The organism is Halopseudomonas oceani, from assembly GCF_002903165.1.
In the GTDB taxonomy this organism is placed as follows: Bacteria; Pseudomonadota; Gammaproteobacteria; order Pseudomonadales; family Pseudomonadaceae; genus Halopseudomonas; species Halopseudomonas oceani.
This window is the reverse complement of sequence record NZ_PPSK01000006.1, coordinates 150,256-176,468: the sequence shown is the minus strand read 5'-3', so window position 1 is coordinate 176,468 and position 26,213 is coordinate 150,256. Positions and strand designations below refer to the sequence as shown.

Sequence of the window (26,213 nt, the reverse complement as noted above, 5' to 3'; positions counted from 1 at the left end):
TTCAGCTCCTTAAACCGGGAAGTAGCCAGCGCGGCTCAGCGGCAAACGCCGCAACCGCTCGCCGGACGCAGCCGCCAGCGCGTTGAGCAGCGCCGGACCAATCAGCGCGGTCCCGGTCTCGCCGACCCCGCCGGGTGACTCTGTGCTCGGCACAATGTGCACCTCGACGCCGGGCGCTTCACCGATGCGCAGTTGCCGGTAGGTGTTGAAGTTGCGCTGCTGCACCCTGCCCTGCTCAATGGTGATTTCATTGAACAGCGAGGCCGACAGCCCGAACAGGGTGCCGCCTTCGATCTGCGCCAGCACCGAGGTCGGGTTGGTCACCAGACCGCAGTCGATGGCACTGACCAATCGCTTGATACGAATGCCCTTGTCCGCCTGCATTTCCAGCTCGACCACAGTCGCGACAAAACTGCCGAACACCGCGCTGACCGCAATGCCCCGCCCCTGCCCAGCCGGCAACGGCGTCTGCCAGTCAGCCTTCTCGGCGGCCAGTTTGAGCACCGCTTGTGCCCGCGGATGCTTATCCATCAGCGCCAGCCGGTAGTCGACCGGGTCCTTGCCGGCATTGTGGGCCAGCTCGTCGATAAAGCACTCCAGCGCCAGCGTGCTGCGCAGCGGACCCACCCCGCGCCACCAGGACACCGGAATCACCTTCGGCTCCTCGCGGATGTAATTAACCTGCAGACTGTCCAGCGCGTAAATCGGGTCAATAGCCACTTCCACCGCATCGCCATCGACACCGTTCTCGGGCAGGCTGCCCATATAACGAGCCAGCACCGAGGCGCCAGCGATCCGATGCTGCCAGGCCTGCGGCTTGCCGGCGGCGTCCAGCGCGGCGGTCAGCCGGTCAACATAGTGCGGGCGATACATATCGTGGGTCATGTCTTCTTCACGACTCCAGATCAGCTTGATCGGATAGCTGACCTGCCGCGCAATCGCGACGGCCTGGGTAATGAAGTCGTAGTCCAGCCGGCGGCCAAAGGCGCCACCAATCAACTGGTTATGCACAACCACCTGCTCCGGTTTCAGTCCGGTGATGCTGGCTGCTGTCTGCTGGGCGAATACCGGCACCTGGGTGCCTACCCACAGATCACAACCATCAGCGCGCACATGCGCCACACAGGTCATCGGCTCCAGCGGCGAATGGGACAGGAACGCCTGTTCGTACACTGCCTCGAAGCGGCTGCTGGCCGCCTCCAGTGCAGCGGCGACATCACCGCTGCTGTGGGCAACCACGCCGTCGGCGCTGGACGCCTGTTGCAGTGCGGCGTCCAGCTCGGGTGAGCTGATACCTGCATGTTCGCCCAGATCCCACTCGATTTTCAGCGCCTTGAGCCCCTGCTGGCAGGCCCAGTAGTTGGTCGCGGTAACCGCAACGGCGTTGTCCAACGTGACCACGTCACGCACGCCCGGTACCTGCCGCGCCGCACTGGCATCGACCGACTTCAGGGTGCCACCGTACACCGGGCAGGTCAGGCTGGAGGCAACCAGCATGTCCGGCACCTGCAGGTCGATGGTGAACAGCGCCTTGCCGTTGACCTTGTTCGGGGTATCAATGCGGCGTGCCGGGGTGCCGATCAAACGGAACTGATCCGGCGTTTTCAGCGTGACGCTGGTCGGCAGCGGCAGTGTGCTGGCCAGATCGACCAGCTCGCCATAGCCCGCCTGACGCTCGCCCGGCCCATAGACGACGCCTTCGCGCGCCTCGCACTGGGCAGGACCGACCGACCATTGCTGGGCAGCCGCCTGAATCAACAGCAGCCGCGCGGTCGCACCGGCTTCACGCAGGGGTTGCCAGGCGTGCCGGGTTGAGGTTGAGCCCCCGGTCGCCTGGAACTGCATGATCGAGTCGGCGTAAAGCTCGCTGTCCGGCGGGGCGTCCTCGATGCTGACATCGGCCAGCCGAACTTCCAGCTCCTCGGCCACCATCATGGCGATACCGGTATGCGTGCCCTGCCCCATCTCGATCTTCGGTGAGATCACGGTCACCTTGCCGTCATGCCCGACCCGCACATAGGCGCCATAGCCACGGGGCGTCTGATCACCGAGACGGCCGGCAGCAGTCGCTTCAGCCGCCACACTGTCGGGGATAAAACCGGGCAGCCAGGTGCTCAGCACCAGCCCACCCATCACTGCACTGGAGCCCTTCAGAAACCCCCGACGCGATACCTGCCATGGTTGCCTGCTCATGCCTGTTCCCCCTTGCCGACGTCCTTGATGGCGGCGCGAATGCGGGTGTAGGTCGCACAGCGGCAGATATTCCCCGCCATACCGACGTCAATCTCCGCGTCGCTGGGGTTGGGTTGGCGCTGCAGCAGCGCGGTGGCCGACATAATCTGCCCCGACTGACAGTAGCCGCACTGCACGACCTCGTGCTCCAGCCAGGCCTGCTGCACCTGACTGCCCAGCGCCGATTCGCCAACCGCCTCGATGGTGGTGACCGCACGGCCGGCCACAGCACCAACCGGCAGCACGCAAGAGCGCACGGCTTCACCGTCAAGATGAACGGTGCACGCGCCACACTGGGCGATACCACAGCCGAATTTGGTGCCGGTCAGGCCGAGCACATCGCGCACCACCCAGAGCAGTGGCATGTCAGCAGGAACGTCGAGCTCATGTCGCTCGCCGTTAACGGACAACTGAATCATAGATACCTCGTCAGGCAACGCAGGTTATTGGTTTTCGATTCACTCTAGCATCTGTGGCTAGCTTGAGACATAAAGCCTTAGAACATCACGGTCGAGGCAGTCGGCAACTGCCGAACAACTGCAGCAAGCGGGAAAACAACCAGTCTAAATAAACGGAGAGTAACCAGCGCGGCGTCGCAACCGATAGCACAATACTCTGGCTGCCTTGCGCTATTGCCCGACTTCGAGTCGCTACAACGTCAGCCTGCACTCTGCCCCGCCATCTTCAGGATTAGCGCAAGCGCGCGTTGTGCCGGCGGTGACAGGGTGCGATTGGCCAACTGAATCAGGTTGCTGTGCAACTGGTAGCCCTGCGCAGGCAACCCCGGCTCCAGATGCCGGGTCAGATCGACCAGCCGCCCCGCACGCACGTCGTCGCGCAACCAGCCCTCCCAGGTAAAAAGCAGACTGTCGCTGTGCAGAACCGTTTGCCGTAACAGCGGCAGACTATTGCAACTCATGAGCGCAGGTAGCCTGGCATCAGCAGGTAGCGCCAGTAATGCCAGCAGTTGCAGCGCCGAGGCATCATCCAGCAGCGCGGCAGACCAGGGGTAGTCCAGCAACAGCGAAGACTGCAACACAGGTGCCACGGCCAGCAACGGATGGCCGCTGCGGCAGTAGATAGCCGTGTCCCTCGGAGGCAAGCGGGTGATCTGAAAACGCGGATCCTCATGCAATGGCCCGGTGCCGCCGACCAGAAACTCAATGCGCTCCTGCTCCAGCAGGCGCAGGAGGTTCTGCCAATGATCAACCTCGACATTCAGCCGCAGGCCCGGGCAATCCCGACGCAGCAGCGGCAACACCTCCTGCATGTAGCTGTGCGCGGCCAGCAAGCCGACGCCCACATTGAGCTCGCCCCCCTCGGCATTGGCCAGATATTGCGCCGATGCACTGAGGTTTTCAGCGCATCGCAGCAGATCCCGGGCTTGCGACAGCAGTTGCCTGCCCGCAGCGGTCAGCTGCACGCTGCGAGTGCCACGGTCAAACAGCCGCAACTGCAGGTCGCTCTCCAGCGACTGGATGCTGCGGCTGAACGCGGTCTGCGACAGGTGCGCGCGCTTGGCGGCCCGGGAGAAATGCAGCTCCTCGCTGAGCAGAACCATGTGACCGAGGCGCTTCAGGTCCATTAATGAACTCATTGCATCAATAACTCACAATACATGCATTGGACTTGATATATAGCACTAACCAATACTCACCCCAAGGGCATGCGGCGCGGCAGGCCCGACAAGAACAACAAGATAAAAGGGGTAACTCATGAAACGCACAACCCGATGGCAGCGTAACTGCCTGTCCCTGCTGCTCGGCGGCCTGCTGGCTGGCCAGGCTATCGCGGGGCAGCCACCACTCGATGCCGATGCCAGTGATCCGACGGTCATGGGCTGGATGCAGGGCTTTCCGCCTGCAGCTGATAAACAGGTGAACGGCAACAACTATCTCCTGTTCCCAAGAACCCGCTGGTCCTTCTCACATATTCGCGAACTGCTGCCGACAGCAAACGTAGGCCGAGGGGCTGGCGCAGTCAGCTCGCTACCCGACGCCCGCCGGGACGACATTAACGACCTGCAGTTCCAGTTGGCCGACGGCTCGAACATGACCTGGGCACAATCACTGGCGGCCAACTACACCGACGGCATCGTAGTACTGCACCGCGGTCAGGTGGTTTACGAGCATTACTTCGGCGCCCTGCAGGCCGAACGCCCGCACATGGCCTTCTCGGTGACCAAGTCGTTTATCGGTACCCTCGCGGCGATGCTGATTGCCGAAGGTACGCTGGACGAACAGGCCCTTGTATCGAGCTACGTACCGGAGCTGAAGGACAGCGGCTTCGGTAACACTACCGTGCGTCAGGTCATGGACATGACCACTGCCATTCGCTATTCCGAAACCTACTCCGACCCGACGGCTGAGATCTGGGAGTACTCCCGGGCTGGCAACCTGATCCCGCGTCCGGCGGACTATGCTGGCGCGACATCCCTGTACGGCTTTCTGCAGAAGGTACAGCCCGAGGGTCAGCACGGGGAGGTATTCGCCTACAAGACGGTTAATTCGGACGTGCTGGCATGGATCGTTCAGCGGGTAACCGGCAGTTCCTTCGCCGAGCTGTTGCAACAGCGTATCTGGAGCCGGCTGGGTGCCGAACAGGACGCCTACATCGTGGTCGATCAAGTCGGTACCCAGTTCGCCGGAGGCGGCCTCAATGCCAGTCTGCGCGACATGGCCCGATTCGGTGAAGCCTTGCGCAACAACGGTCGCTTCAACGGCCAGCAGATCATACCCGAAGCAGTGGTGGCCGACATCCGTAACGGTGGCGACCCAGCCAAGTTCGCCGCAGCAGGCTACGCCACGCTGCCGAACTGGAGCTATCGCAATATGTGGTGGGTTTCCAACAACGCGCACGGTGTCTTCGCTGCCCGTGGCATCCACGGTCAGACGATCTACGTCGATCCCAAGGCCGAGATGGTCATCGCCCGCTTCGCCTCCAACCCGGTGGCAGCCAACGGTGCCAACGACCCGATCTCGCTACCGGCCTACAGCGCGCTGGCGCAATTCCTGATGCGTCAGCCACAATAGGCAGCAAACCCTAGCGCCTGCGCCACTGCGGCGCAAAACTGCGCTGGCAAGGGTAGCCCGGCCAACCTCGTTGACCGGCAACAACACCGCGCCGGATACCAAAAACACCCGGCGCGGTATACAGAGCATGGCCACCTGCATCAAACAGGTGGCCGCTGCGCTCAACGATCAATCAGGGCAAAGGCGCCCTCACGATCCAGCCGCACCCAGAAATGTGGCGTGCCTACGGTCACCAAACCAGCTGCGGTACTGCACTCGGCATCCACATCAGCCGGCAGGCTAGCCATATAGCTGTTGTCATAATCCAGCGCACTGAGGCAGTCGACAGCCACCACCGGCTCCCAGCTGCCCGCAGTATCATTCCAGCGAGCCAACTGCAGGTTGCTGGCATCCGCGCCGGACGGCACGTTGAACTGCAGTACGAAGTCATCACCGCGCAGGTCGTCATCCAGCTTCCAGTTGCTGTTGACCCGGCCTTCTGGCAACACGTAGGGCTGCTTGCCCTGCTCGCTGCCATCACCAAAGCTGCCGGCGAAACCGGTGTCTTGGTCCAGCCGTTTCAGCGCTCCACGCGCGCTGCTGTAAGTGCCGTCCTGGCCCTGAATACCGCTGACCAGCAGAACCGCACTTTTTGCCCCCTCACGGGCAGGCACCCAGCTAAGCGACAACTGCTTCTTCAAGTCGATGGTCGTTTGGCGGATTTCCACCTCTTCGTCTTCCGTGCCCGCGTTGATCAGGCGCACGCGCTGGCTGTTGTTCAGGTTAGGGTTGTAGCTGGCATGGGGAATATGCAGCCAGCGGTAGTAGCGAGCGGCAAGCGCAGTGTTGCTCTGCGCCGTTGATACACCGGGCTCGACACTGGTGGTACGGGTGCGGGTGTCATAGCGATTGAATATCTGGTTGTCGCCATCCAGAATCCGCGCCGCTTCACCCGACCCGGCGACACACAAGCTGGTGCGGTAGCTTTTGTCATGAGTCATGTTCAACTGGTTGCCGGCAGGGATGCTCGACGGAAACACGATCTTGTCGCAACGCTCTGCAGAGCGGGTAAAGCGATCGATCAGCTTCCAGTCCGGCGTTGCCAGCTCACGCATGCCGTCTTCGTTACTGCGGATCGTGTGACTCTCGTAGTAGGAGCGGTAGTCGACCAGCGCGCCGTTGAACGTCAGAATTGAGGCGTTGACGTCGAGTGTGCCGTCGACACTGCCGTCGTTGATTTTGGTCATCACCACCTGCTGGATCAGTTCACTTTCACCATAGCGGCTGTCGTAACCCTTGTAGGAGGCGCTACCACTGACCAGCTCGGTGTAGTGGCCTCCGTAATAGCCCGATATCAGGCTGCGAATATACTGATGCTCATGACCAGCCACGTAGATGACGTCATTGTCGGCAAACAACTGACGGTAATCGTCGTGCACCAGCAAAAACTGCTGATCCCCCTCGGAGGTGTCGTAAGCTTCTACCGCACGCTCGCGAATGTTGCCGTAACGGCTGCCGACCATCGTGTTGTGGGACGATACGATGATGTGATCAACCTGATCACGGTAGGTTTCAATCATCTCCCGGACGAAGTCATAGGCGAACGGAATTTGCCCATAGGAAACCGTCACGATAAGCACATTGTCACGCACCAGGGCATAGTTTTTGTCGCGCTGGCCCGCCATCTGGATGGCGTCGTCCGGAATCAGATCACTGACGTTGTCATACCAGTCCTGATCCGTGCCCTTGATATCGTGGTTCCCCTGCAACGGCAGCATGACAAAGTCATCACGGTAGTCATCGATAACACTGCGCCACTGGGCATACTCGGCAGGGGTACCTTCTTCGGACAGGTCCCCAACAATCAGTAGCAGGTCTACGTCCTGCTCGCGGTAAAACTCCATCAACGCACGCATGGGCATCACCGAGGTATTCTGCCCGCCACCCTGGGTGTCGGGAATGACCCCAATCCGCAACGTCGGTGCATCAGGGGCAGGCGGCGCTCCCCCTGCATCGCTGCTACTGCTGCCCGACGAAAGGCAGCCGGTCAACAGACCTGCCGCCACTAAAGAGACCAATCCTGTACGAACAAACATGGCGCATCCTTTTCGAACCATATGAATGAGGTCTGAACACTACAGATGCGCTGTGAAAGGCCCGAGACAGAGCGGTTACATTCTGATCACGGAGTTGTTACGAAGCGCCGTATCGCTAGCGCACGAAACGATAGAACAGGTTGGGCTCACTGACCACGAACAGCTCACCACTCTTAGCCACCACCACACCCTCGGGCTGGGGAATGCCCTCCTGCAGTCCATTACCGGCACGCAGCGACCGGCGGTCGAGTAACTGACCGTCAGCCCCCAACTCGAACAGCAGCTGCGACTCATCACTGAGCAGCAGCAGGTGGCCACTCGGCGCGTGCACCGTAATTGCAGAGAGATCGCGGGAAACGCCGGCAGCACTGACCCAGTTGGTCAGGTCGTGGATGTCGAGTTGCAGATCGCCCGCCAAGGTAGGACGCAGGCCGCCGATACGGTAAAGCTGCTGCGGGTCGCGCTCCTTAACCACGTAGAGCAGATCACGCTGCGCATCGTAGGCAACACCCTCAAAGCCCTTGTTGTCGTTCGACAAGGCCACACCCAGAGTTAACTGGCGAGCGTTATCACGGGTGATCGGGCCGAACTGCTCGGGCAGGCGCACGATATTCAATCGCTGCACCCGCTCCTCAATGATCAGCACCAGCCCATCGCCCAGCCAGGCAAGATCCTCCGGATCCTCGAAGCCAATCAGTGGGTAGCGGCCGAGCAGGCTTCCTTGGCGGTCGAGCGCCACCAGTTGAACCGGGCCCGCGTTAGTAATCGCCAGCAGCTGGTCGTGTTCCGGGACGTAGCTAATACCAGATAGATCATTGCCAATACCGGGGATGCTCAGCGCCTGTACCGCCGCGCGGTAGTCGGCGAGCCTGAATACACCGTTCGCCGGGCTAACAATTGCATCAGCGCGATGGAACTCGGTCAGCTTGAGCAGCGTGCCCTGCCAGGCAACCAGAACGGCCAACGCGCTGACCGTCAGCAGCAACAGCAGGAGCCGCCGCGGCCCGCCCCATTCAAGCGTACCCGACATGGATACGCCCCTTGCTGGTATGCAGCTTCATCCACCCTGCTCCTGTCCACTGTCGCGCCGATACTAGGCGACAACGGATGACAGGGTGGTGACAGCGCAGGCTAGCGGAACGGCGGCTCGTCGAAACTGCGCAGCTTGCGCGAATGCAGCGAATCGAGCTGGCTGCGCATCAGCTCCAGCGCATGAATACCGATATGCAGATGCTGGGTCACGGCGCGCTCGTAAAAAGCGCCCGCCGCGCCCGGCAGCTTGATCTCGCTGTGCAGCGGCTTGTCGGACACGCACAGCAAGGTGCCGTAGGGCACCCGCAGACGGTAGCCCTGAGCAGCGATGGTGCCGCTTTCCATGTCGACCGCAATCGCCCGCGCCAGATTGATCAGCGGCCGTTCCTGCGCCCAGCGCAGTTCCCAGTTGCGGTCGTCATAGGTCAGCACCGTGCCGGTGCGCAGACGGCGCTTGAGGTCATCGCCCTGCTCGCCCGTCACGTCGGCTGCCGCCTGCTGCAGCGCCTGCTGCACCTCGGCCAGCGCCGGCAGCGGAATGTTCGGTGGCAGCACCCGGTCGAGGATACCGTCGCGGCGCATGTAGGCGTGCGCCAGCACATAGTCACCGATGGTCTGCGACTGACGCAGACCGCCACAGTGGCCGATCATCAACCAACAGTGCGGCCGCAGCACAGCCAGATGGTCGGTGATGTTCTTGGCGTTGGACGGGCCCACGCCGATGTTGACCAGGGTGATACCTTCGCTCGGGCTGTTGCCCTGCAAGTGATACGCTGGCATCTGGAAGCGGTGCCAGACCACCGACTCGATGATCGCCTGCATCTCACCTTCGGACATGCCACGTTCAACCACCACGTTGCCGGGCAGCACCATGCGCTGGAAGCGCGACTCGGTCTGCAGCATGTTCAGACCGTGGCGGATGAACTGATCGACGTAGCGGTGGTAGTTGGTCAGCAGGATCCAGGGCTGTACATGGCGCCAGTCACTGCCGGTGTAATGCACCAGGCGGCGCAGGGAGAAGTCGGTACGCGCAGCATCAAACAGCGCCAGCGGCAGCGGGTCCTGGTTCTCCCAGTCGTACAGGCCGTCAGCAGTGCCATCATTGGCGGCGGACAGGTCGGTGCTCGGAAACACCCGCGCCAGCTCGGCCGCAGTCACGCCAGAGGCGCCAAGCTCATCACCCTGCTCGACCACGTAGGGATAGGGAATATTGGCCTGACTCGGCCCGACTTCCACGGTAACGGTAAAGTCGGACATCAGCGGCCGCAGTTGGTCCAACAGGTAAGTACGGAAGGCATCGGGCTGGGTCACGGTTACCGCGTAGGTGCCGGGCACCTGCACCTTGGCATAGGCGCGCACACTGCTCGGCACTTCACCCTGGCAATGGTAGGTCAGGCGCAACTCCGGGTAGCGGAAGGCACAATGCGCCTCGCTCGGCGGGACGCGATCCTTGAGGTACTGCTTGAGCGCTGCGCGCAGTGCATTGGTGGCCTGCTGGTGCAGCATAGCCAGGCGGTCGACCGCCGCTTCCGCGGAATCGACCGTTACAAAATCATCGGGGCAAACTGGGTTCACGGAAAACCTCTTATCGGTGGTTCGGGAGGCCCTAGGTCAGCGGGCGCAGGTGTCGATGTCGGCTGCTGTGATCATGACCGGCGTGCTGGTGCTCGTGTTCATCCTCTGTCAGCGAGACCTGGTTCAACTGACCGTGCCGCACGCCGCTCTCGGCCATGATGCGCTCGGCCAGCTGACGCACCTGCGGAGTAGGCCCGCGCAGGATGGAGCTTGCCAGGCAATGGTCATGGTCGATATAGGACAGCAGCGTAGACACGCTAATATCATGATGCTCATGGTGATGGCGGGCCAGGCGCTCGGCCAATTCACGCTGATGGTGGTTGTAGACGTAACTGAGCGAGGCAACACAATATTCGCTCGGCTCCCGCGTCTGGCGGGCACTTTCCAGTTCGGCGCGCAGCAAATCACGCATCGCCTCAGACCGACTGCGATAGCCGCGCTCGGCAATCAGCGCGTCAAAGGCTTCGGCCAGTTCACTTTCCAGGGAAATGGTGATGCGCTCCATGGGGTCCTCATGCGGGCAACGTCAGAATCCGGGTTCCCAGACGTTGTACCAGTGTCTGATCGTGGCTGGCAATCAGCATCGGCAAGCCGGTCTCAAGCAGACAGGCAAACAACCGCTCGCAACTGGCCTGGTCCAGACCATTGCTCGGCTCATCCAGCAGCAGCACGCGCGGGTTCATCGCCAGCACCCCGGCCAGCGCCACCAGCCGCTGTTCACCGCCAGAGAGCTGCTGCACCGGCCGCTCCGCCAGATGCTCCAGCCGCAGCGAAGCCAGGGTGCGCAGCGCCAACTGGCCGGCCCGCTGGCGATCCAGTCCCTGATTGCGCGGCCCAAAGGCCACGTCATCAACCACCGTCGGGCCAAACAGCTGATCGACCGGGTCCTGAAACAGCAACCCCAGGGGGCCACGCAGCGGGACAAAGTCGGCCTCGACAGAACGCTCGCGGCCAAATACCTGCAGGCAGCCAGCCTGCAGAGGTACAAACCCCAACAGCGCGTGCAGCAAACTGGTCTTGCCGCGTCCGCTAGGCCCAAGCAGACACAACCGCTCGTTTTCATGCAAGACGAAGTCGGGCAACGCGAGCTGGCGCTGCGGGCCGCGCGCCAGACGCAAGCCGCTGGCCTGAATCAGCACGCTCATAGCGATTCCTGCCCTGCGGTCACACCCGCCACCGCAGTCGCCCGTTTAGGCGCGCGCACGCGTTGGGCCAGGCCGCGGGCTTGCATCGCCTGTGCCACCCGCTCGGCGCGCAGCAAGGCATGCACCAGAATTAACGCGACCTGCAGTGCCAGCACCTCCAGCGTGCGCCAGTTACAACGGGGGTGGAAACCCCGTGCCTGCATTGCCCGCTGCACCTGCTGACGCGTCTGCTGCATGACACTGAGGTAGCGCACCGTCAGCAACAACAACTGCGCCAGCCGCGCGGGCATGCCCAGACGCGCCGCCGCTGCCGCAACATCGAAGGCATTCATACCCGCCAGCAGGGCAATGCACAGCAGGCCGGCAATATTGCTGCGCAAGCTGATATGCAGCGCCGCGTCCACGCCCGCCGGGTTCCAAGCCAGGCCGCCGCCGGTCCAATGCCAGGGCAGCGTCAACCAGACCAGCACCACGAAGAGATTCAGCAGCGCAATCCGACGTAGCAGCCAGCTGGGCGAGGCTAGCCGCAGCACGACCGCCGCCAGCACGGCAACCCCGGCCACCAGCAACAGCGCCAGCAATTGCCAGGTCTGCTGCAACAGGGCAGCTCCCAGCGCCCCGGCCAGTGCCAATAACAGCCGTTGCGGCGCGGTCATGGGCACAGCTCGCGGGTCATATCGGGCAACATGCGCCACAACAGGTTGAGTGCCAGGGCGCTGATCAGCGCGTCCACCACAAACACCGGCGCATGGGACAGCACCAACATGCCGATCAGGTGATCGAACAGCCGGCCACCGCTCAGATTCAGCACCAACGCGGCCACCACGGCAGCACCACCGACCCCGATCAGCCCGCATCCGGCGCCAACCAGCAACAACCGCCGACGGCTCGGCTCACCGCGTAGCAGGGGCGCCAGCAGGACATGACATAGCAGCGCCGGCGCGGCCATGATCAGCAGGTTGGCACCCAGCACGGTAAAGCCACCAAAGGAGAACAGCGCGGCCTGCAGCAGCAGCGCGACAAAGAACAACGGAAACACCGCCCAGCCCAGCAGCAAGCCGGCCAGGCCGTTGAGGATCAGATGCACACTGCCCACGCCCACCGGCATGTGCAGCGTACTGGCAACCATAAAGGCAGCACCCAGCAGCGCCGCCAGTGGCATCCGCGTTTCATCCAGGCGGCGCACACCCAGTGCGATACCGCCCGCCGACAACACCGCACAGCTGGCCAGCACTGGCAGACTGAGCACCCCTTCGGCAATATGCATCAGAGTCCTCGACCAGGTTGACGGCTGCGCCACAGCGCCCAGAGGCCGAGCACGCCAACCAGATAGCCGATGCCACCCAGCACGTCGCGCCACCATAAATGCTGCTCCAGCCGGGCAATATCCTCGCGCAGCAGCAACAGGCTTTGGTTGCCGCTGCTGCCGCTCGGCAAATCACTGACCAGCGCCTGCGCGCGATGCCCCTCCTCGCCCTCGGCGATGACTCGCATGCCACCGCCCTCGCGGGCGGCGAAGGTGAAACGGCCGTCATCGCCGGTCTTGCTGTGTGCCAACACCCTACTGGCATCTTCAGAGGCTACCAGGGCTACGTAGATCGCAGCAGCCGGCGTGCCGTCGGAGTACAGCGCCAAACCGGACACCTGTCCCTCACTGTGCTGGGCGATCACATCCAGGCCATGCGCTTGAGCGGCGGTGGCCGACAGCCAAAGCAGCAACAGCAGCGTGGCACGCTTTAGCTCAATCCTGCGCATGGAACACCAGGCTGTATTCCGTGCTGAGCTGGGTGTACGCCGGATTGTCGGCCACTGCCAGCCGTTGGCCGGACCAGATCCGATTGACGCCACTGCGGGCGATCAGCACCGCTACTCCCTCGGCGTCACTGACGGCATCGTCACCTTCCTCACCAAATGCCAGGGCAATGCCCTGCGCCGGTTGGCCGTCGATCAGCACCTTGAGGCGCACCGGCTGACCGGCGGCAGGTGCCTCGGCATCCAGCGGCAGCAGCTCGAAGGCCTGCCCCTGCGGCTGGGTTGCCTGCGCGTCCCAGCGCGCAATGTACTTGTGATACTTGACCGCGTTGACCGCTGACTCGGCACCCTCGACCTGATCCATCGGCAGGTTCTCGCTGCGGCCATCCGGCAGTCGGCTCCAGATGCCGTTGTTGAAATACAGCGTCAACACCGACGCCGGCTCGGCGGTTTGTAGCCGCACTCCGGCTGTCAGGTCCTCGCGGGCGACAGCGACCGGCACACCCGCTGCATCGACGGCGCTGACCTGTTCCAGCTTGGCCGGAGGAAAGTCTTCCAGCACGCCGGCATGCCCGCCGAAACGGACGACGTAGCCGTTCGCACTCTCGGTCGACTCAAGCCAGACGGTATGCGCACTGACCAACGGACTGAGCAGCGCCAGAGCGGTTGCGGCAAGCAGGCTGCGTAGGGGGTAAGACATGGTAAAACTCCTTGTGCACGAGGGTCAGAAACTCGCCTGGATGCCCAGGCTGACACGACGGGGCGCGCCGGTGGCATACCCGATGGTAGAAACGGTGGAGGCATAGACCTTGTCCGTCAGGTTCTCCACCGACAGATAAGCGCGGTAGCCCGGGGTGCCGGGAAACAGATAGGCCAACGTCAGGTCAGTCACCCGGTAACCACCATCGACCAATTGATTGCTGGCGTTGACCGCGTAATCACCAATATCGCGCAGCACCAGACTGCCTTCCCAATCCGAAAGCGGGCGCCAATTTACTTGCGCGGTAGTGGTGTGGCTGGGCACGCCGGTCACCCGGTTGCCTTCAAGGGATGCATCACGGTGCTTGCGGATCTCCGACTGCGCCGTGCCCCAGGCCAGCGACACATCCAGGCTGTCGGTCAGGTACCAGTAGCCCGAAACTTCCACGCCCTGACGCCGGGTCTCGCCAAAGTTCTCGTAGTCGCCGGCCGGGTTGCGGCCGATCTCATCGCTGGAGTCGATGCGATAGGTCGCCAGGTCCAGCCCGAGGTCACGCCAGCTCAGCGTCATGCCCAGTTCGATCTGACGGAACACGTTGGGAGAGACGCTGCTCGTGCCGAGCGAGTACTTGGCGGTTTCCGGGGCGATGGCAAAGCCCTCAGCCCAGCTGCCACGCAGCTCCAGCCAATCCAGCGGCTGCGAGCGAATGCCCAGTTTGGGGCTGGTGTGACTGACCGACGACATGCGCTCGCACTCCGCCGTGGAGGTTTGCGCGCCTTCCAGGTCGCAATCCCCGGTGAAGCGGTCCCACCGCAAGCCCAGGCTGGGCATGAACAGCGGGTGCAGCTGCCACTGCATCTCGCCGAAGGCCGCCAGGTTGTTCAGGCTGAAGCGCCGATCCAGTTGCGGCAACCCGACCCGCTGGCGGTATTGGGTGTTTTCATACTTCAGGTAGTCAGTGCGTTCACGATAGGTTTCGACGCCGGTGACCCAGGTGAGCGACTTGCCCGCCAGTTGGCTATCGCCATTAAGGTTGAAGCCGCCGCCCAGCACATCACGGTCGTAGGTTTCCTCGCGCTGGGTCCAGACGCCGCTGACTGGCCGGGTAAACCAGCGGCTGAAGTCCTGTTGGGTGTGGTAGACGAAACTCAGCAGGCGCACATCGTCATCAAGCTGATAGTTGGCGTCCAGGCGCAGGGTTCTGAAGTCCTTCTCGCTGCCGTCGTTTTGCACCTCGCTGTAGACCCCGTAAGGGTCACGCTGATAATCGGCGTAAGGCAGATAGGACGGGTTGTCTGCCTCGGCATGATGCAGACGGGTCGACAGCGCCACTTCCAGATCAGGGCTGAGATCCAGCGCCCAGCGCCCAGCCAGGGTTTGGCGATCGGCCTGCGACTGATCGCGGAAACCGTCATCATGGACCGCCTGCACCGCCAGGTTGAGGCGCTGGCGCTCGGCCTCAAAGCCACCGGCGGCCTGCAGATCCAGCTTGCCGAATTCTGCTGCGCTGATGTCCAGGTCACGGTAGTTACCACCCCGGCGGCTCTGCAGCGTGACCGTGCCGGCCCGGTTGTAGTTGCCATACAGCGCCGATACCGGGCCACGCAGCACATCAATGCGCTCCAGTTCCAGCGGAATGACGACGTTCAAATCGCCGTAACCATCGGCGTGGGACATGGCCTCGTTGAGCGGAATGCCATCGACGACAAAGCCAATGTCTCCGCCGTGCCCGCCGGCTCCAAAGCCGCGCAGCGAGATATTGTCAGCCACTCCCGGCAGCCCCAGCGTGCTGACATTCATACCCGGAACCTTGCGCAGCAGGCTTTGCACCTGATCAACGTGCGCCTCACGAATATCGTCAGCGAGCAGACGGGTGACCGAATAGGCTTGATCGGTGGTATCGGCCATGGCCTGGCCCTTGACGGTGATACTGGCCAGCGACACAGGTTCAGTAGAGGCCAACGCGGGCAAAGGCAACAACAGGGCAGCCGCTAGCGGCGTGAGACGAGGGAGTAGCATCAGGCATCCTTATGCGGGGTCGGTTGCAGCACCTCTCAACTGGCCAGGCATAGGCGAGCCGGGTGCAAGTATGAACAAATCAGCAAAGTTCATACCAGAGCCCGCTTCACTGAAATTCGGCGGTTGCGGCCAGAGGGGCAGCCCGCTTTCGCACCACAAGAAAGCAGCAAGCGGCACTATCGCACCATGTCGGCGCACAGCTTCAGCGATGTCGTCACCGGCAGCCGGAAAACGGGTGGGATCAAAGTAACCTGATGTCGACCGGAGCAACGAAAGAACGGTCCGATGCCCCATGCAGCCCTGCCTGGCTAGCAGACTGATGTGGATAACGGGCGCCGACAGGATGTCAGCGCCCAGCAAACCGGCCGACGCACGCAGCATTCGCGGCGCCGGCCGGTCGCGGGTAGGCTCAGCCGGTCTTGTCCTTGATGACGTCGCTGGTACCGTTGTTTTTGACCGACTCGATGCCCTTCTCGCAGCTGGCCGCCGCAGCGTACATCTGGCTGGTGCCGATCACCTGATGATTGGCCGCCTTGAGATTGAAGAAATGGCGCCCGTCCTTTGCCTCTTTGCGCTCATAGCGCCCGTCCTCTGAGCAGTTTTTCTGTACCGACGCAATGCCGTTCTCGGCGCTGGCTCGCGTGGTGTAGAGCTCACTGGTGAGAATGGTTTCGGCATTGCCTGCCTTGAGGACAAAGCGAAATTGCCCGTCCGTGCTGTTGCTCAGTTCATACCAACCAGCCATATGAAGCACTCCTTATCCAACGTCGGTGGACTACCTGCGCGTCCGCCCGGATGCGGACGACTTGGTCAGTATAGACAGGAGATGCGCGCTGTCTCGCAAGCGAGACCCGTCGACATTATCGAGACGGAACACCCGCCAGCGAAGACGACTCAAGCCCCAGCGCTGCTGCCCGCTGAGCTGCACGCCAATGCGACGGCGAGACGCCGGTCCAGCGCTTGAAGGCACGGGAAAAGCTGGCCGCTTCGCTGTACCCCAGCTGCGCGGCGATGGCATCCAGCCCGAGATCACTGTCGCCCAGCAGGCGCTCCGCCAGGCGCCCGCGCACTCGCTCATCGAGCTGACGAAAGGGCTGGCCCTCAGCCGCCAGCCGGCGATGCAACGAACGCTCGGAGATCCCCAGCGCAGCCGCCACCTCAGCGGCGACGGGCGGCTCCCCCGAACGGCTGATCAGCACCTGAAGAACCTGTCGCGCGAACGGCGAAACAACGTCTTCAAGCCCATCACACAGTTGCCGGCACAGGGCTGCACAGGCGTTGCGGGTAAGCTCGTTGGCGAGCGGCAGCGCACTGGCCAGATCCGCATCCGCAATCAGTACTGCGTTGCTCGCCGCGCCGATGACTACCGGGCATTCGAAGTAGGTTTCGTAACGGTCGGCGGTGGCAGCTCGCGATAGCGCCAGCTCCACCCGCAGCGGTACAAAGGGGCGCTGCAGTAACTCACCGAAGATACGCTTCCAGACTGCCAGCCCGCGCTCGGCAACCATATCCTGCGCATCCCGCGGCAGCACACTGTGGTCCAGACTCATGCGCACACCACCGTCAAACGGTTGCAGCTGAACCGGACAGATCGACAGCGTCAGTTCACGAAACTGGGTACTGACCACCAGTGCCTCATGCAGATTGCGACAGGCCAGCATGGTGTAGCCGAGCAGCCCCAGACTGGTCAGTTGGTAACGACTGCCCACCAGCAGCCCAAGACCGGGTTCCGGCGCCAGCGCCACCAGGTTGCGAATCACGGCCAACTCCTGCCAGCGCTGTATCCGGGCTCCGGCACTCAGCACACCTTCGTCCAACCCACTGCCCTGCAGGCAGGCCTCGACGGAGCAGCCAATACTGTGAGCCGTGTTCAGCAGGTGGCGCACGTTGGTGGCATCACGCACTTCACGCCAGTTCATACAACCTCGTGGCAGTTATTGTCATGTCATGGCAGAAATTATCATGGATAGCCACCGCGCACAGGCGCAATCTTGCCTGGCAGAACAAAAACATCAACAACAAGACAGACCACTGCAGGTAACAGCCATGCCCGAATTTTTTTACACCACGGCAAAAAACAACCAGGCCCGCTCCAGCAACCATTTCCGCACCGTACCGGTGGCTGGCTCACTGGGTGCAGACGTCCACGACATCGACCTCAACAACCTCAGTGACGCCGGTCAGGCAGATCTCCGCCAAGCCCTCATGGACCACGGCGTACTCTTTATTCGGGACCAGAACCTGAGCGTCGAACAGCTCGAAGCCGTGACTCTGCGTTTCGGCGAGTTCGGCAAGGAACCTTATGTACAGCCGATGGCCGATCATCCGCATGTGGTGCATGTGCTCAAAGAAGCCGGCGAGGGCAGCCCATTCGTGTTTGGTGGTGCCTGGCACAGCGACTGGTCATTCCAGGAGCGACCGCCGGCCTTCACTCTGCTGTACGGCCACGATGTGCCGGAAAGCGGCGGCGACACCCTGTTCAACAACATGTACCTGGCCTGCGAGTGGCTGTCTCCAACCCTGCGCAATCTGCTGCGCCAGCTCGACGGCATCCACACCCCGGAGTTCGGTTACGGCCCCAAGGCCGCACACAACGCCGGCATCGAGAACATGCAGATCCGCTTCGGCGACAACGTCGATGAGGATGTCCGTACCCACCCGATGATCACCCGCCATCCGGAAACCGGTCGCGAGGTGCTGTTCGCCAACCCGGCCTACACCCTCGGTATCGCCGGTATGAAACCGGAGGAATCACGCCCGCTGCTCGACTACCTGTTCAGCGTTGCCGCTGCTCCGGCCTTTACTTGCCGCATGCGCTGGACGCCGGGCACACTGGCGATCTGGGACAACCGCTGCGTATGGCATCAGCCCATCTCGGATTACTTCGGCAAGCGCCGCGAGATGTTCCGCACCACGGTTGTTGGCGAAAAACCGAGCCGAGGAGAAACGGCATGAGTCACATCGAACAGGCCGCAGAGGCGCTGCTGGAAGCACGCGCCAGCGGCAAACCACGCGGCCCGGTCGCTAGCGAATATGCATTGACCGACCTAGCGTCAGCCTACGCCGTACAAAACGCGCTGATTAGCCGGCAGCTTCAGGGCGAGCGCCCGGCCGGTTACAAGTTGGGGCTGACCGATGCCCGCGCCCGCCAGGCCCTCGGCGTGGCAGAACCGCTGCGCGGCGTACTGCTGACAGCCAACGAATATCAGACCGGAACGACACTGCAGCATGCGGACTTTATCGCGCCGCGACTGGAGATCGAGGTTGCGATGCGCCTGGCCCGCGATATCGAAGACCCGCTGGCCGATCGCGCCGACCTGATCGCGGCGCTCGAAGGCGTGATGCCCGCGCTGGAGGTTTGCGACTCAGCCTTTGAGGGCTGGCCGAAGTCGCTGGCTGATGCGGTTGCTGACAACCTGTCCTTTGGTGCCCACGTGCTGGGCCAGTGCGTTGCAGCCGACAGCGTGCAGCTGGATGACCTGCCGGTGGCACTGAAGCTTAACGGCGAACAGGTGGGCAACGGCAATACCTCAAGCTGCATGGGCAACCCACTGGACGCGGCGCTCTGGCTGATCAATCAAATGGTCACTGCCGGACAGCAACTGCGCAGCGGTGATGTGATCATGACCGGCGCGCTGGCCGGAATGCAGCCGGTTGCCGCCGGCGATCTGGCCGAAGTGGAGATGGGCGCGCTGGGCAGTGTGAGCTGCCGCTTCAGCGCCTGAGCACACTGGGCACGGCCATCAACGCCGTGCCCTGCTCAAATCGCAGGCAAGAAAAAACCCCGCCGAGGCGAGGTTTTGCAGAATGGTCCTGATCATCCCTAATACGAAGTGCCTCCGAGGCACTGTCCCTGTTCCCTGTTGTTCTGGTCGGTTCCTGCGATGCTCCTAGCGCGATTGATAGTACGCAGCATCGCAGGGTGTGCACATAGGCCAACGCCAGCACAACGCGTAAGCAAATGCTTACATCAATTCAGCAGGCCACCGGCAGGGTCGGTGGCCTGCTCCGGCTCAACCCTTGTGATACCCGGTAACGCGCTCAACCTCGTCCTTGGAACCCAGGAACACGGCAACACGCTGGTGCAGCGACTCCGGCTGAATATCGAGAATGCGCTGGTGACCATTGGTGGCAGCACCGCCAGCCTGCTCGATCAGCATCGACATCGGGTTGGCTTCGTACATCAGGCGCAACTTGCCCGGCTTTTCCGGCTCGCGGGCATCGCGCGGGTACATGAACACACCGCCGCGGGTCAGGATACGATGCACGTCGGCGACCATGGCGGCGATCCAACGCATGTTGTAGTTCTTCTCCAGCGGACCTTCCTTGCCCGCCAACAGCTCGGCGACATAGCGCTTGACCGGCTCTTCCCAGTGACGCTGGTTGGACATGTTGATGGCGAACTCAGCGGTGCTGGCAGGTACTTTCATGTTCTCGTGGGTCAGCACGAAGCTGCCCATCTCCCGGTCCAGGGTAAAGCCCATCACGCCGTCGCCCAAGGTCAGTACCAGCATGGTCTGCGGACCGTAGATCGCGTAACCGGCAGCCACCTGCTCGGTACCCGGCTGCAGGAAGGCCTGCTCATCCAGACTCCCGGTCTGCTCCACATACTTGTCGGGACAGCGCAGTACCGAGAAGATGGTACCGACCGAGACGTTGACGTCGATGTTGCTGGAACCATCCAGCGGATCAAACACCAGCAGGTAAGCGCCCTTCGGATACTGACCCGGAATCTGGTAGGCGTTGTCCATTTCTTCAGACGCCATGCCGGCCAGGTGACCGCCCCACTCGTTGGCTTCAAGCAGGATCTCGTTGGAGATCACGTCCAGCTTCTTCTGCACCTCACCCTGTACGTTCTCGGTGCCCATGCTGCCCAGCACACCACCAAGGGCGCCCTTGGATACGGCATGGCTGATTTCCTTACAGGCACGTGCCACCACCTCGATGAGAAAACGCAGATCGGCGGGGGTGTTGTGGCTGCGCGTCTGTTCGATCAGGTAGCGGCTGAGAGATACACGGGACATGAGCAAGCTCCGGAGAGAAAAGTAAAATCGCGCACAGTTTACCCGCTCCGGGAGCGCTTCGCCTCCTGAATACTCCCCGGCGGCGACAACAAGGCTGCGCAGAAACGAAAAAGCCCCGCCGAAGCGGGGCTTTTTACTGCACCGTCAGACTCAGAACTGAGCTTCGTCGAGCAGGAACAGCGACTCGCTGCCAGCCTTGACCGACGCAGTCAGCGAGTGAATACGCGGCAGCAGACGCGCGAAGTAGAAACGCGCAGTGCCCAGCTTGCTCACGTAGAACTCGTCTTCTGCCTGCTTAGCCAGCGCAGTACGTGCCATCAGTGCCCACATGTAGGCATAGGCGGTGTAACCGAAGGCCTGCAGATACTCGACCGATGCGGCGCCAATTTCATTCGGGTTGTTCTTGGCGTTCTCAATCACCCACGCAGTCAGCTCATCGAGGTTGCCGATGGCTGCTTCCAGCGGGCCGGTGAACTCGCCCAGAGCAGCGTCAGCGCTGGCGATGAAGGCTTTGACCTCATCGCTGAAGTGCTTGTAGAAGGCGCCACCGCTACCAACGATTTTGCGACCCATCAGGTCCAGCGACTGAATGCCGTTGGTGCCTTCATAGATCTGGGTAATGCGACAGTCACGGATCAGCTGCTCCTGGCCCCACTCACGGATGAAACCGTGGCCGCCAAAGATTTGCTGACCGTGAACGGTGGTTTCCAGACCCATGTCGGTCAGGAACGCCTTGGCAACCGGCGTCAGCAGGGCTACCAGTTCCTGAGCACGGGCGCGCACTTCCTTGTCTTCGCTGTACTTGGCGGTATCCAGCTGCATGGCAACATAGCTGGAGAACGCACGACCGCCTTCGTTCAGCGCCTTCATGGTCAGCAGCATGCGACGCACGTCGGGGTGAACAATGATCGGGTCAGCGGCCTTGTCCTTGGCAACCGGGCCGGTCGGCGCGCGGCTCTGGATGCGGTCACGGGCGTATTCGATGGCGTTCTGGTAGGAGCGTTCACCCAGCGACAGCCCCTGAATACCCACACCCAGACGCTCGTAGTTCATCATGGTGAACATCGCGTTGAGGCCCTTGTTCGGCTCATCAACGATCCAACCGGTAGCACCGTCGAAGTTCATCACACAGGTAGCCGAGGCCTTAATACCCATCTTGTGCTCGATGGAGCCGCAGGACAGGGAGTTCTTCTCACCCAGCGAACCATCGTCATTGACCATGACCTTGGGCACCAGGAACAGGGAAATCCCCTTCGGACCGGCCGGTGCATCAGGCAGCTTGGCCAGTACCAAGTGGATGATGTTCTCGGTCAGGTCGTGCTCACCACCGGTGATAAAGATCTTGGTACCGCTGATCTTGTAGCTGCCGTCAGCCTGCGGCTCGGCCTTGGTACGGATGATGCCCAGATCAGTACCGGCGTGCGGCTCGGTCAGACACATGGAGCCCGCCCAGGTACCGGAGTACATGTTCGGCAGGTACTTTTCCTTCAGCTCTTGGCTCGCGTGATTGAGGATCGAGAGGCAGGCGCCGGAGGTCAGCATCGGATACAGACCGAAGGACAGGTTGGCGGAGTTGACCATTTCTTCGACCTGAGCACCGATCACCTTCGGCATGCCCATGCCGCCGAACTCGGGAGCACCGCCCACGCCCACCCAGCCACCTTCGGCGTAGGTGCGATAGGCTTCCGGGAAACCGGCCGGTGTAGTCACGACGCCATCGTTCCAGGAGCAGCCCTCTTCGTCGCCAGAGCGGTTCAGCGGTGCAACGACACCGCCGGTTACCTTGCCGGCTTCTTCCAGGATGGCTACAGCGGTCTCTTCGTCCACCACTTCAGCCAGGCCCGGCAATTGTGCCCAGAGCTTGGAAACCTCAAAAACTTCATTGAGAACGAAGCGCATGTCGCGCAGGGGAGCTTTATAGTCAGCCATGGATATCTCCTCGTGGTTCGGTGCCGGTTCAGACCGGCGCAGGCGGGAGATTGTATATCGACAACAAAAAAACCTATAGCGTCTTTTTATGACTTTTCATTATTGATTGGTCACCATAAACAACATTACTTAAGGCAGGGTCAGGCTAGCCGCCTGACGCGCAATAAAAAACCCCGGCATGGCCGGGGTTCTTTATTCAGATCAGCGAACCGATCAGAACTGCTCGACGGCGATATCCATCAGACTGGATGCACCGGCGGTCAGCGCTTCGGCGTGGGCCTGAGCGCGCGGCAGCAGACGTTGATAGAAGAACGCCTGAGTCGCCAGCTTGCCTTTGTAGAAGTCCACTTCGGTGCTGCCGGCCTCCAGTTTGGCCTGGGCAACCAGTGCCATCTTCAGCCAGAAGTAGGCGTGCACGACGTAGCCGGAGAACGCCAGGTAATCAACCGCTGCAGCGCCCACTTCTTCCGGGTTCTGCATGGCTTTCATGCCGACGGACGTGGTCAGCTCGCCCCACTGGGCATTCAGCTGGGCCAGTTTCTTGGCGTACTCGCCGAACGCAGCATTGCCTTCGACTTCCTTGCACAGCAGATGAACCTGCTTGGTGAACGCCTTCAGCAGCTTGCCCTGGCTACCCAGCACCTTGCGACCCAGCAGGTCGAGCGCCTGAATGCCGTTGGTGCCTTCGTAGATCGGCGCGATACGGCAGTCGCGTACCTGCTGCTCCTGACCCCACTCACGGATGAAGCCGTGACCGCCAAACACTTGCTGACCCAGCAGGGTCGCTTCCAGACCGGTATCGGTCATGAAGGCTTTGCAGATCGGCGTCAGGAAGGCCAGCTGGGCCTCGGCGTCAGCGCGCGCTTCTTCGCTCGCGTAGTGGGCCTGATCCAGCAGGCTGGCAGTATAGTAGGCCAGCGCGCGGTTACCTTCGTTGAACGCCTTCATGGTCAGCAGCATGCGACGCACGTCCGGGTGAACGATGATCGGATCAGCCGCCTTCTCAGGAGCAGCCGGGCCTTTCAGCGAACGCATCTGCAGACGGTCCTTGGCATACGCCAGAGCGGACTGATAGGACGCTTCACCGTGACACAGGCCCTGCATGCCGGTACCCAGACGGGCGTGGTTCATCATGGTGAACATGCAGTTCAGACCCTTGTTGATGTCACCGATCAGGAAGCCGGTAGCATCGTCAAAGTTCATCACACAGGTTGCGGAAGCCTTGATGCCCATTTTGTGCTCGATGGAGCCGCAGACCAGGCTGTTGCGCTCGCCCACTTCACCGTTCGCATCCGGCAGGAACTTGGGAACGATGAACAGGGAGATCCCCTTGGTGCCAGCCGGCGCGTCGGGCAGCTTGGCCAGCACCAGGTGGACGATGTTCTCGGACATGTCGTGCTCACCGCACGAGATGAAGATCTTGGTGCCGGTGACCTTGTAGGTGCCGTCAGCCTGCGGTACGGCGCGGGTCTTGACCAGACCGAGATCGGTACCACAATGCGGCTCGGTCAGACACATGGTGCCGGTCCAGGTGCCGGGGGTCAGTTTGCTCAGGTACAGGTCTTTCTGCTCTTGGGTACCGTGTGCAGCGATCGCCGCAGCACAGCCGTGGGACAGCCCCGGGTACATGCTGAAGGAGTAGTTTGCGGAGGCAACCATCTCGGCGATGATCAGACCAAGCGAAGACGGCAGACCCTGCCCGCCGTATTCCGGCGAAGCGGTCATGGAACCCCAGCCGTTTTCGCAGTAGGCCTGATAGGCTTCCTTGAAGCCCTTCGGCGTGGTGACCACACCATTTTCGATGTGGCAGCCTTCTTCGTCACCAGTGCGGTTCAGCGGAGACAGCACCTGATTGGTAAACTTGGCACCCTCTTCGAGAATGGCGCTGACCAGATCCGGGGTGGCGTCTTCCAGACCGTATGCAGCGTAGCTGCCGGTCATGTCCAGCAGCTCGTCCATGACGAAGCGCATATCGCGCAAAGGGGCGTTATATTCAGGCATGTCGACTCTCCAAAGGGCAGCCAGTCACTGCTGGCAGCATGATTTCATACAGGTGTTTGAACACTAGGGATGCACGCCCTTGCGGTCAAGGTTTTGGCCAGTCCATTACCCCGCCTGATGGAGGACCATAACACCGGAAGCATCCTGCGGTAGCATAGGCACTGCATCCATTGCCCCCGGGAACCCGCCGTGTCCACTCTGGCCGATCTGCACTTCGACAACCGCTTCGCTGCGCTGGGCGATACGTTCTCCAGCAAGGTCATGCCTGATCCGCTGCACAATCCACGACTGGTGGTATGCAGCGAGGACGCCTTGCAACTACTAGATCTGGGTCCGACGGAGGCCAGCGACCCGCTATTCACCGAGCTGTTTTCCGGCCACAAGCTATGGAGCACTGCTGAGCCGCGGGCGATGGTTTACTCCGGCCATCAGTTCGGCGCCTACAACCCGCAACTCGGCGATGGTCGCGGCCTGTTGCTGGGCGAAGTGGTGAACCAGGCTGGTGAACACTGGGATCTGCACCTCAAGGGGGCCGGCAGTACGCCCTACTCGCGCATGGGTGACGGCCGTGCGGTGCTGCGCTCGTCGATCCGCGAGTTCCTCGCCAGCGAAGCGCTGCATGCGCTCGGCATCCCGACCAGCCGCGCCCTGTGCGTGACCGTCGGCGACAACCCGGTCTACCGCGAACGCGAGGAGCGTGGCGCTATGCTGCTGCGCCTGGCGCGCTCGCACATTCGCTTCGGCCACTTCGAATACTTCTATTACACCCGCAAGCACGACGAACTGCGCCAACTGCTCGATTTCACCCTCGACACCTGCTACCCCGACTGCCGCAACCAGCCGGAACCCGAGCTGGCGATGTTTCGCGCCGTACTCAAGCGCACCGCCAGAATGATCGCCCACTGGCAGGCCTCGGGCTTCTGTCACGGGGTGATGAACACCGACAACATGTCGATTCTGGGAATCACCTTCGACTTCGGCCCCTATGCCTTCCTCGACGCCTTCGATGCCCGCCACGTCTGCAACCACTCTGATCACGAAGGGCGTTATGCCTTCCACCGCCAGCCATTGATCGCACAGTGGAATGTCGCCTGCCTGGCGCAAGCGCTAACGCCGTTCATCGCCGTCGATACGCTGAAAGCCGAGCTGGCTCAATTCATACCAACATTTGAGCAGCACTATCTGGCACTGATGCGCCGCCGCCTGGGCTGGGGCGACGCCCGTGCAGAAGACGCAGAGCAGCTGGACGCGCTGCTGCAACTGATGCAGACCAGCGGCGCCGACTACCACCTGAGCCTGCGCAAGCTGGCCGAAGACAACCCGCTGGTACGCGACCACTTCATCGACCGCAGCGCCTTCGACAGCTGGCTGCGAGAGCATCAAGCGCGTTGCCAGGCCAGCACGCGCGAGCGCCAGGCCGCCAACCCGCTCTACGTATTGCGCAACTACCTGGCGCAAAACGCCATCGCCGCAGCCGAGCAGGAGGATTTTGATGAGGTGCGCCGCCTGCACCATATCCTGCGCCGGCCATTCGAAACGCAAGCAGGAGCCGATGCGTACGCAGCCATGCCACCAGACTGGGGCAAACACTTGGAAATCAGCTGCTCCTCCTGATCCTGATTGTTGCAACGCTTATTCCTCACAAGCATATAAAAATCAGTTTTTGTACTTGGACAAATATAGCTCCGCCTCTTAAT

22 protein-coding genes are annotated in these 26,213 nt (G+C 61.9%); 4 read left to right on the top strand and 18 right to left on the bottom strand.

Going from position 1 to position 26,213, the window contains the following annotated elements; translation table 11 throughout:
• Positions 1-9: 9 nt before the first annotated feature.
• The 3 genes from C1949_RS08960 to C1949_RS08950 all read right to left on the bottom strand — a co-directional run bounded on the left by C1949_RS08960 (position 10) and on the right by C1949_RS08950 (position 3,817).
• The gene (locus C1949_RS08960; RefSeq protein WP_104738138.1) at positions 10-2,193 is read right to left on the bottom strand and encodes a xanthine dehydrogenase family protein molybdopterin-binding subunit; all 2,184 of its coding nucleotides are present in this window, start codon (positions 2,191-2,193) and stop codon (positions 10-12) included.
• Positions 2,190-2,651, bottom strand: a complete 462-nt coding sequence (locus C1949_RS08955) for a (2Fe-2S)-binding protein (RefSeq protein WP_104738137.1) — start codon at positions 2,649-2,651, stop codon at positions 2,190-2,192. Before C1949_RS08955 ends, C1949_RS08960 begins: the two co-directional genes overlap by 4 nt.
• Before the next feature lie 239 nt (positions 2,652-2,890).
• Entirely contained in the window at positions 2,891-3,817 is a 927-nt protein-coding gene (locus C1949_RS08950; protein WP_170063038.1) for a LysR family transcriptional regulator, read from the bottom strand.
• Positions 3,818-3,947: 130 nt separating this feature from the next.
• Here C1949_RS08950 and C1949_RS08945 point away from each other — a divergent pair, with 130 nt between their 5' ends.
• Positions 3,948-5,264: a serine hydrolase domain-containing protein gene (locus C1949_RS08945; protein WP_104738135.1), complete on the top strand. Its 1,317-nt coding sequence runs from the start codon at positions 3,948-3,950 to the stop codon at positions 5,262-5,264.
• Between the two features lie 161 nt (positions 5,265-5,425).
• Here C1949_RS08945 and C1949_RS08940 read toward each other — a convergent pair whose 3' ends face one another.
• The 12 genes from C1949_RS08940 to C1949_RS08880 form a co-directional block, all read right to left on the bottom strand.
• Positions 5,426-7,339 carry a metallophosphoesterase family protein gene (locus C1949_RS08940; RefSeq protein ID WP_104738134.1) on the bottom strand — a complete coding sequence of 638 codons (1,914 nt, stop codon included), beginning with the start codon at positions 7,337-7,339 and terminating at the stop codon, positions 5,426-5,428.
• Between the two features lie 115 nt (positions 7,340-7,454).
• Positions 7,455-8,369 (bottom strand): SdiA-regulated domain-containing protein, encoded by a 915-nt coding sequence (locus C1949_RS08935; protein WP_104738133.1) that lies wholly within the window; start codon positions 8,367-8,369, stop codon positions 7,455-7,457.
• 101 nt (positions 8,370-8,470) lie between these two features.
• Positions 8,471-9,946: an AMP nucleosidase gene (gene amn / locus C1949_RS08930; RefSeq protein ID WP_104738132.1), complete on the bottom strand. Its 1,476-nt coding sequence runs from the start codon at positions 9,944-9,946 to the stop codon at positions 8,471-8,473.
• A gap of 31 nt (positions 9,947-9,977) precedes the next feature.
• A complete protein-coding gene (gene nikR / locus C1949_RS08925) occupies positions 9,978-10,451 on the bottom strand; it encodes a nickel-responsive transcriptional regulator NikR (protein ID WP_104738131.1) in 474 nt (157 codons plus the stop codon).
• 7 nt (positions 10,452-10,458) lie between these two features.
• Entirely contained in the window at positions 10,459-11,091 is a 633-nt protein-coding gene (locus C1949_RS08920; RefSeq protein WP_104738130.1) for an energy-coupling factor ABC transporter ATP-binding protein, read from the bottom strand.
• A complete protein-coding gene (locus C1949_RS08915) occupies positions 11,088-11,747 on the bottom strand; it encodes an energy-coupling factor transporter transmembrane component T family protein (RefSeq protein ID WP_104738129.1) in 660 nt (219 codons plus the stop codon). The genes C1949_RS08920 and C1949_RS08915 overlap by 4 nt, the downstream gene beginning before the upstream one ends.
• A complete protein-coding gene (gene cbiM, locus C1949_RS08910; protein ID WP_104738128.1) occupies positions 11,744-12,358 on the bottom strand; it encodes a cobalt transporter CbiM in 615 nt (204 codons plus the stop codon). Before cbiM ends, C1949_RS08915 begins: the two co-directional genes overlap by 4 nt.
• The gene (locus C1949_RS08905) at positions 12,358-12,846 is read right to left on the bottom strand and encodes a hypothetical protein (RefSeq protein WP_104738127.1); all 489 of its coding nucleotides are present in this window, start codon (positions 12,844-12,846) and stop codon (positions 12,358-12,360) included. The genes cbiM and C1949_RS08905 overlap by 1 nt, the downstream gene beginning before the upstream one ends.
• Positions 12,833-13,543 carry a DUF4198 domain-containing protein gene (locus tag C1949_RS08900; protein WP_104738126.1) on the bottom strand — a complete coding sequence of 237 codons (711 nt, stop codon included), beginning with the start codon at positions 13,541-13,543 and terminating at the stop codon, positions 12,833-12,835. Before C1949_RS08900 ends, C1949_RS08905 begins: the two co-directional genes overlap by 14 nt.
• A gap of 24 nt (positions 13,544-13,567) precedes the next feature.
• Entirely contained in the window at positions 13,568-15,562 is a 1,995-nt protein-coding gene (locus tag C1949_RS08895) for a TonB-dependent receptor (RefSeq protein WP_104738125.1), read from the bottom strand.
• A gap of 409 nt (positions 15,563-15,971) precedes the next feature.
• Positions 15,972-16,307, bottom strand: a complete 336-nt coding sequence (locus C1949_RS08885) for a YegP family protein (RefSeq protein WP_104738123.1) — start codon at positions 16,305-16,307, stop codon at positions 15,972-15,974.
• Positions 16,308-16,422: 115 nt separating this feature from the next.
• A complete protein-coding gene (locus tag C1949_RS08880) occupies positions 16,423-17,481 on the bottom strand; it encodes an AraC family transcriptional regulator (RefSeq protein WP_104738122.1) in 1,059 nt (352 codons plus the stop codon).
• Positions 17,482-17,608: 127 nt separating this feature from the next.
• On the opposite strand from C1949_RS08880, the gene C1949_RS08875 reads away from it, so the two are divergent.
• On the top strand, positions 17,609-18,517 hold the full coding sequence (locus C1949_RS08875) for a TauD/TfdA dioxygenase family protein (RefSeq protein WP_104738121.1): 909 nt from the start codon (positions 17,609-17,611) through the stop codon (positions 18,515-18,517).
• Positions 18,514-19,287: a 2-keto-4-pentenoate hydratase gene (locus C1949_RS08870; protein WP_170063037.1), complete on the top strand. Its 774-nt coding sequence runs from the start codon at positions 18,514-18,516 to the stop codon at positions 19,285-19,287. Before C1949_RS08875 ends, C1949_RS08870 begins: the two co-directional genes overlap by 4 nt.
• A gap of 288 nt (positions 19,288-19,575) precedes the next feature.
• Here the strand turns inward: C1949_RS08870 and C1949_RS08865 are convergent, their stop codons facing one another.
• The 3 genes from C1949_RS08865 to C1949_RS08855 all read right to left on the bottom strand — a co-directional run bounded on the left by C1949_RS08865 (position 19,576) and on the right by C1949_RS08855 (position 24,516).
• The gene (locus C1949_RS08865) at positions 19,576-20,586 is read right to left on the bottom strand and encodes a class 1 fructose-bisphosphatase (RefSeq protein ID WP_104738119.1); all 1,011 of its coding nucleotides are present in this window, start codon (positions 20,584-20,586) and stop codon (positions 19,576-19,578) included.
• A gap of 150 nt (positions 20,587-20,736) precedes the next feature.
• Positions 20,737-22,515 carry an acyl-CoA dehydrogenase C-terminal domain-containing protein gene (locus C1949_RS08860; protein ID WP_104738118.1) on the bottom strand — a complete coding sequence of 593 codons (1,779 nt, stop codon included), beginning with the start codon at positions 22,513-22,515 and terminating at the stop codon, positions 20,737-20,739.
• Positions 22,516-22,728: 213 nt separating this feature from the next.
• Positions 22,729-24,516, bottom strand: coding sequence for an acyl-CoA dehydrogenase C-terminal domain-containing protein (locus C1949_RS08855; protein WP_104738117.1), 1,788 nt, complete (start codon positions 24,514-24,516; stop codon positions 22,729-22,731).
• 189 nt (positions 24,517-24,705) lie between these two features.
• Between C1949_RS08855 and selO the strand changes: the two genes are divergently transcribed.
• Positions 24,706-26,130 (top strand): protein adenylyltransferase SelO, encoded by a 1,425-nt coding sequence (selO, locus tag C1949_RS08850; RefSeq protein WP_104738116.1) that lies wholly within the window; start codon positions 24,706-24,708, stop codon positions 26,128-26,130.
• The last annotated feature ends 83 nt before the right edge of the window (positions 26,131-26,213 follow it).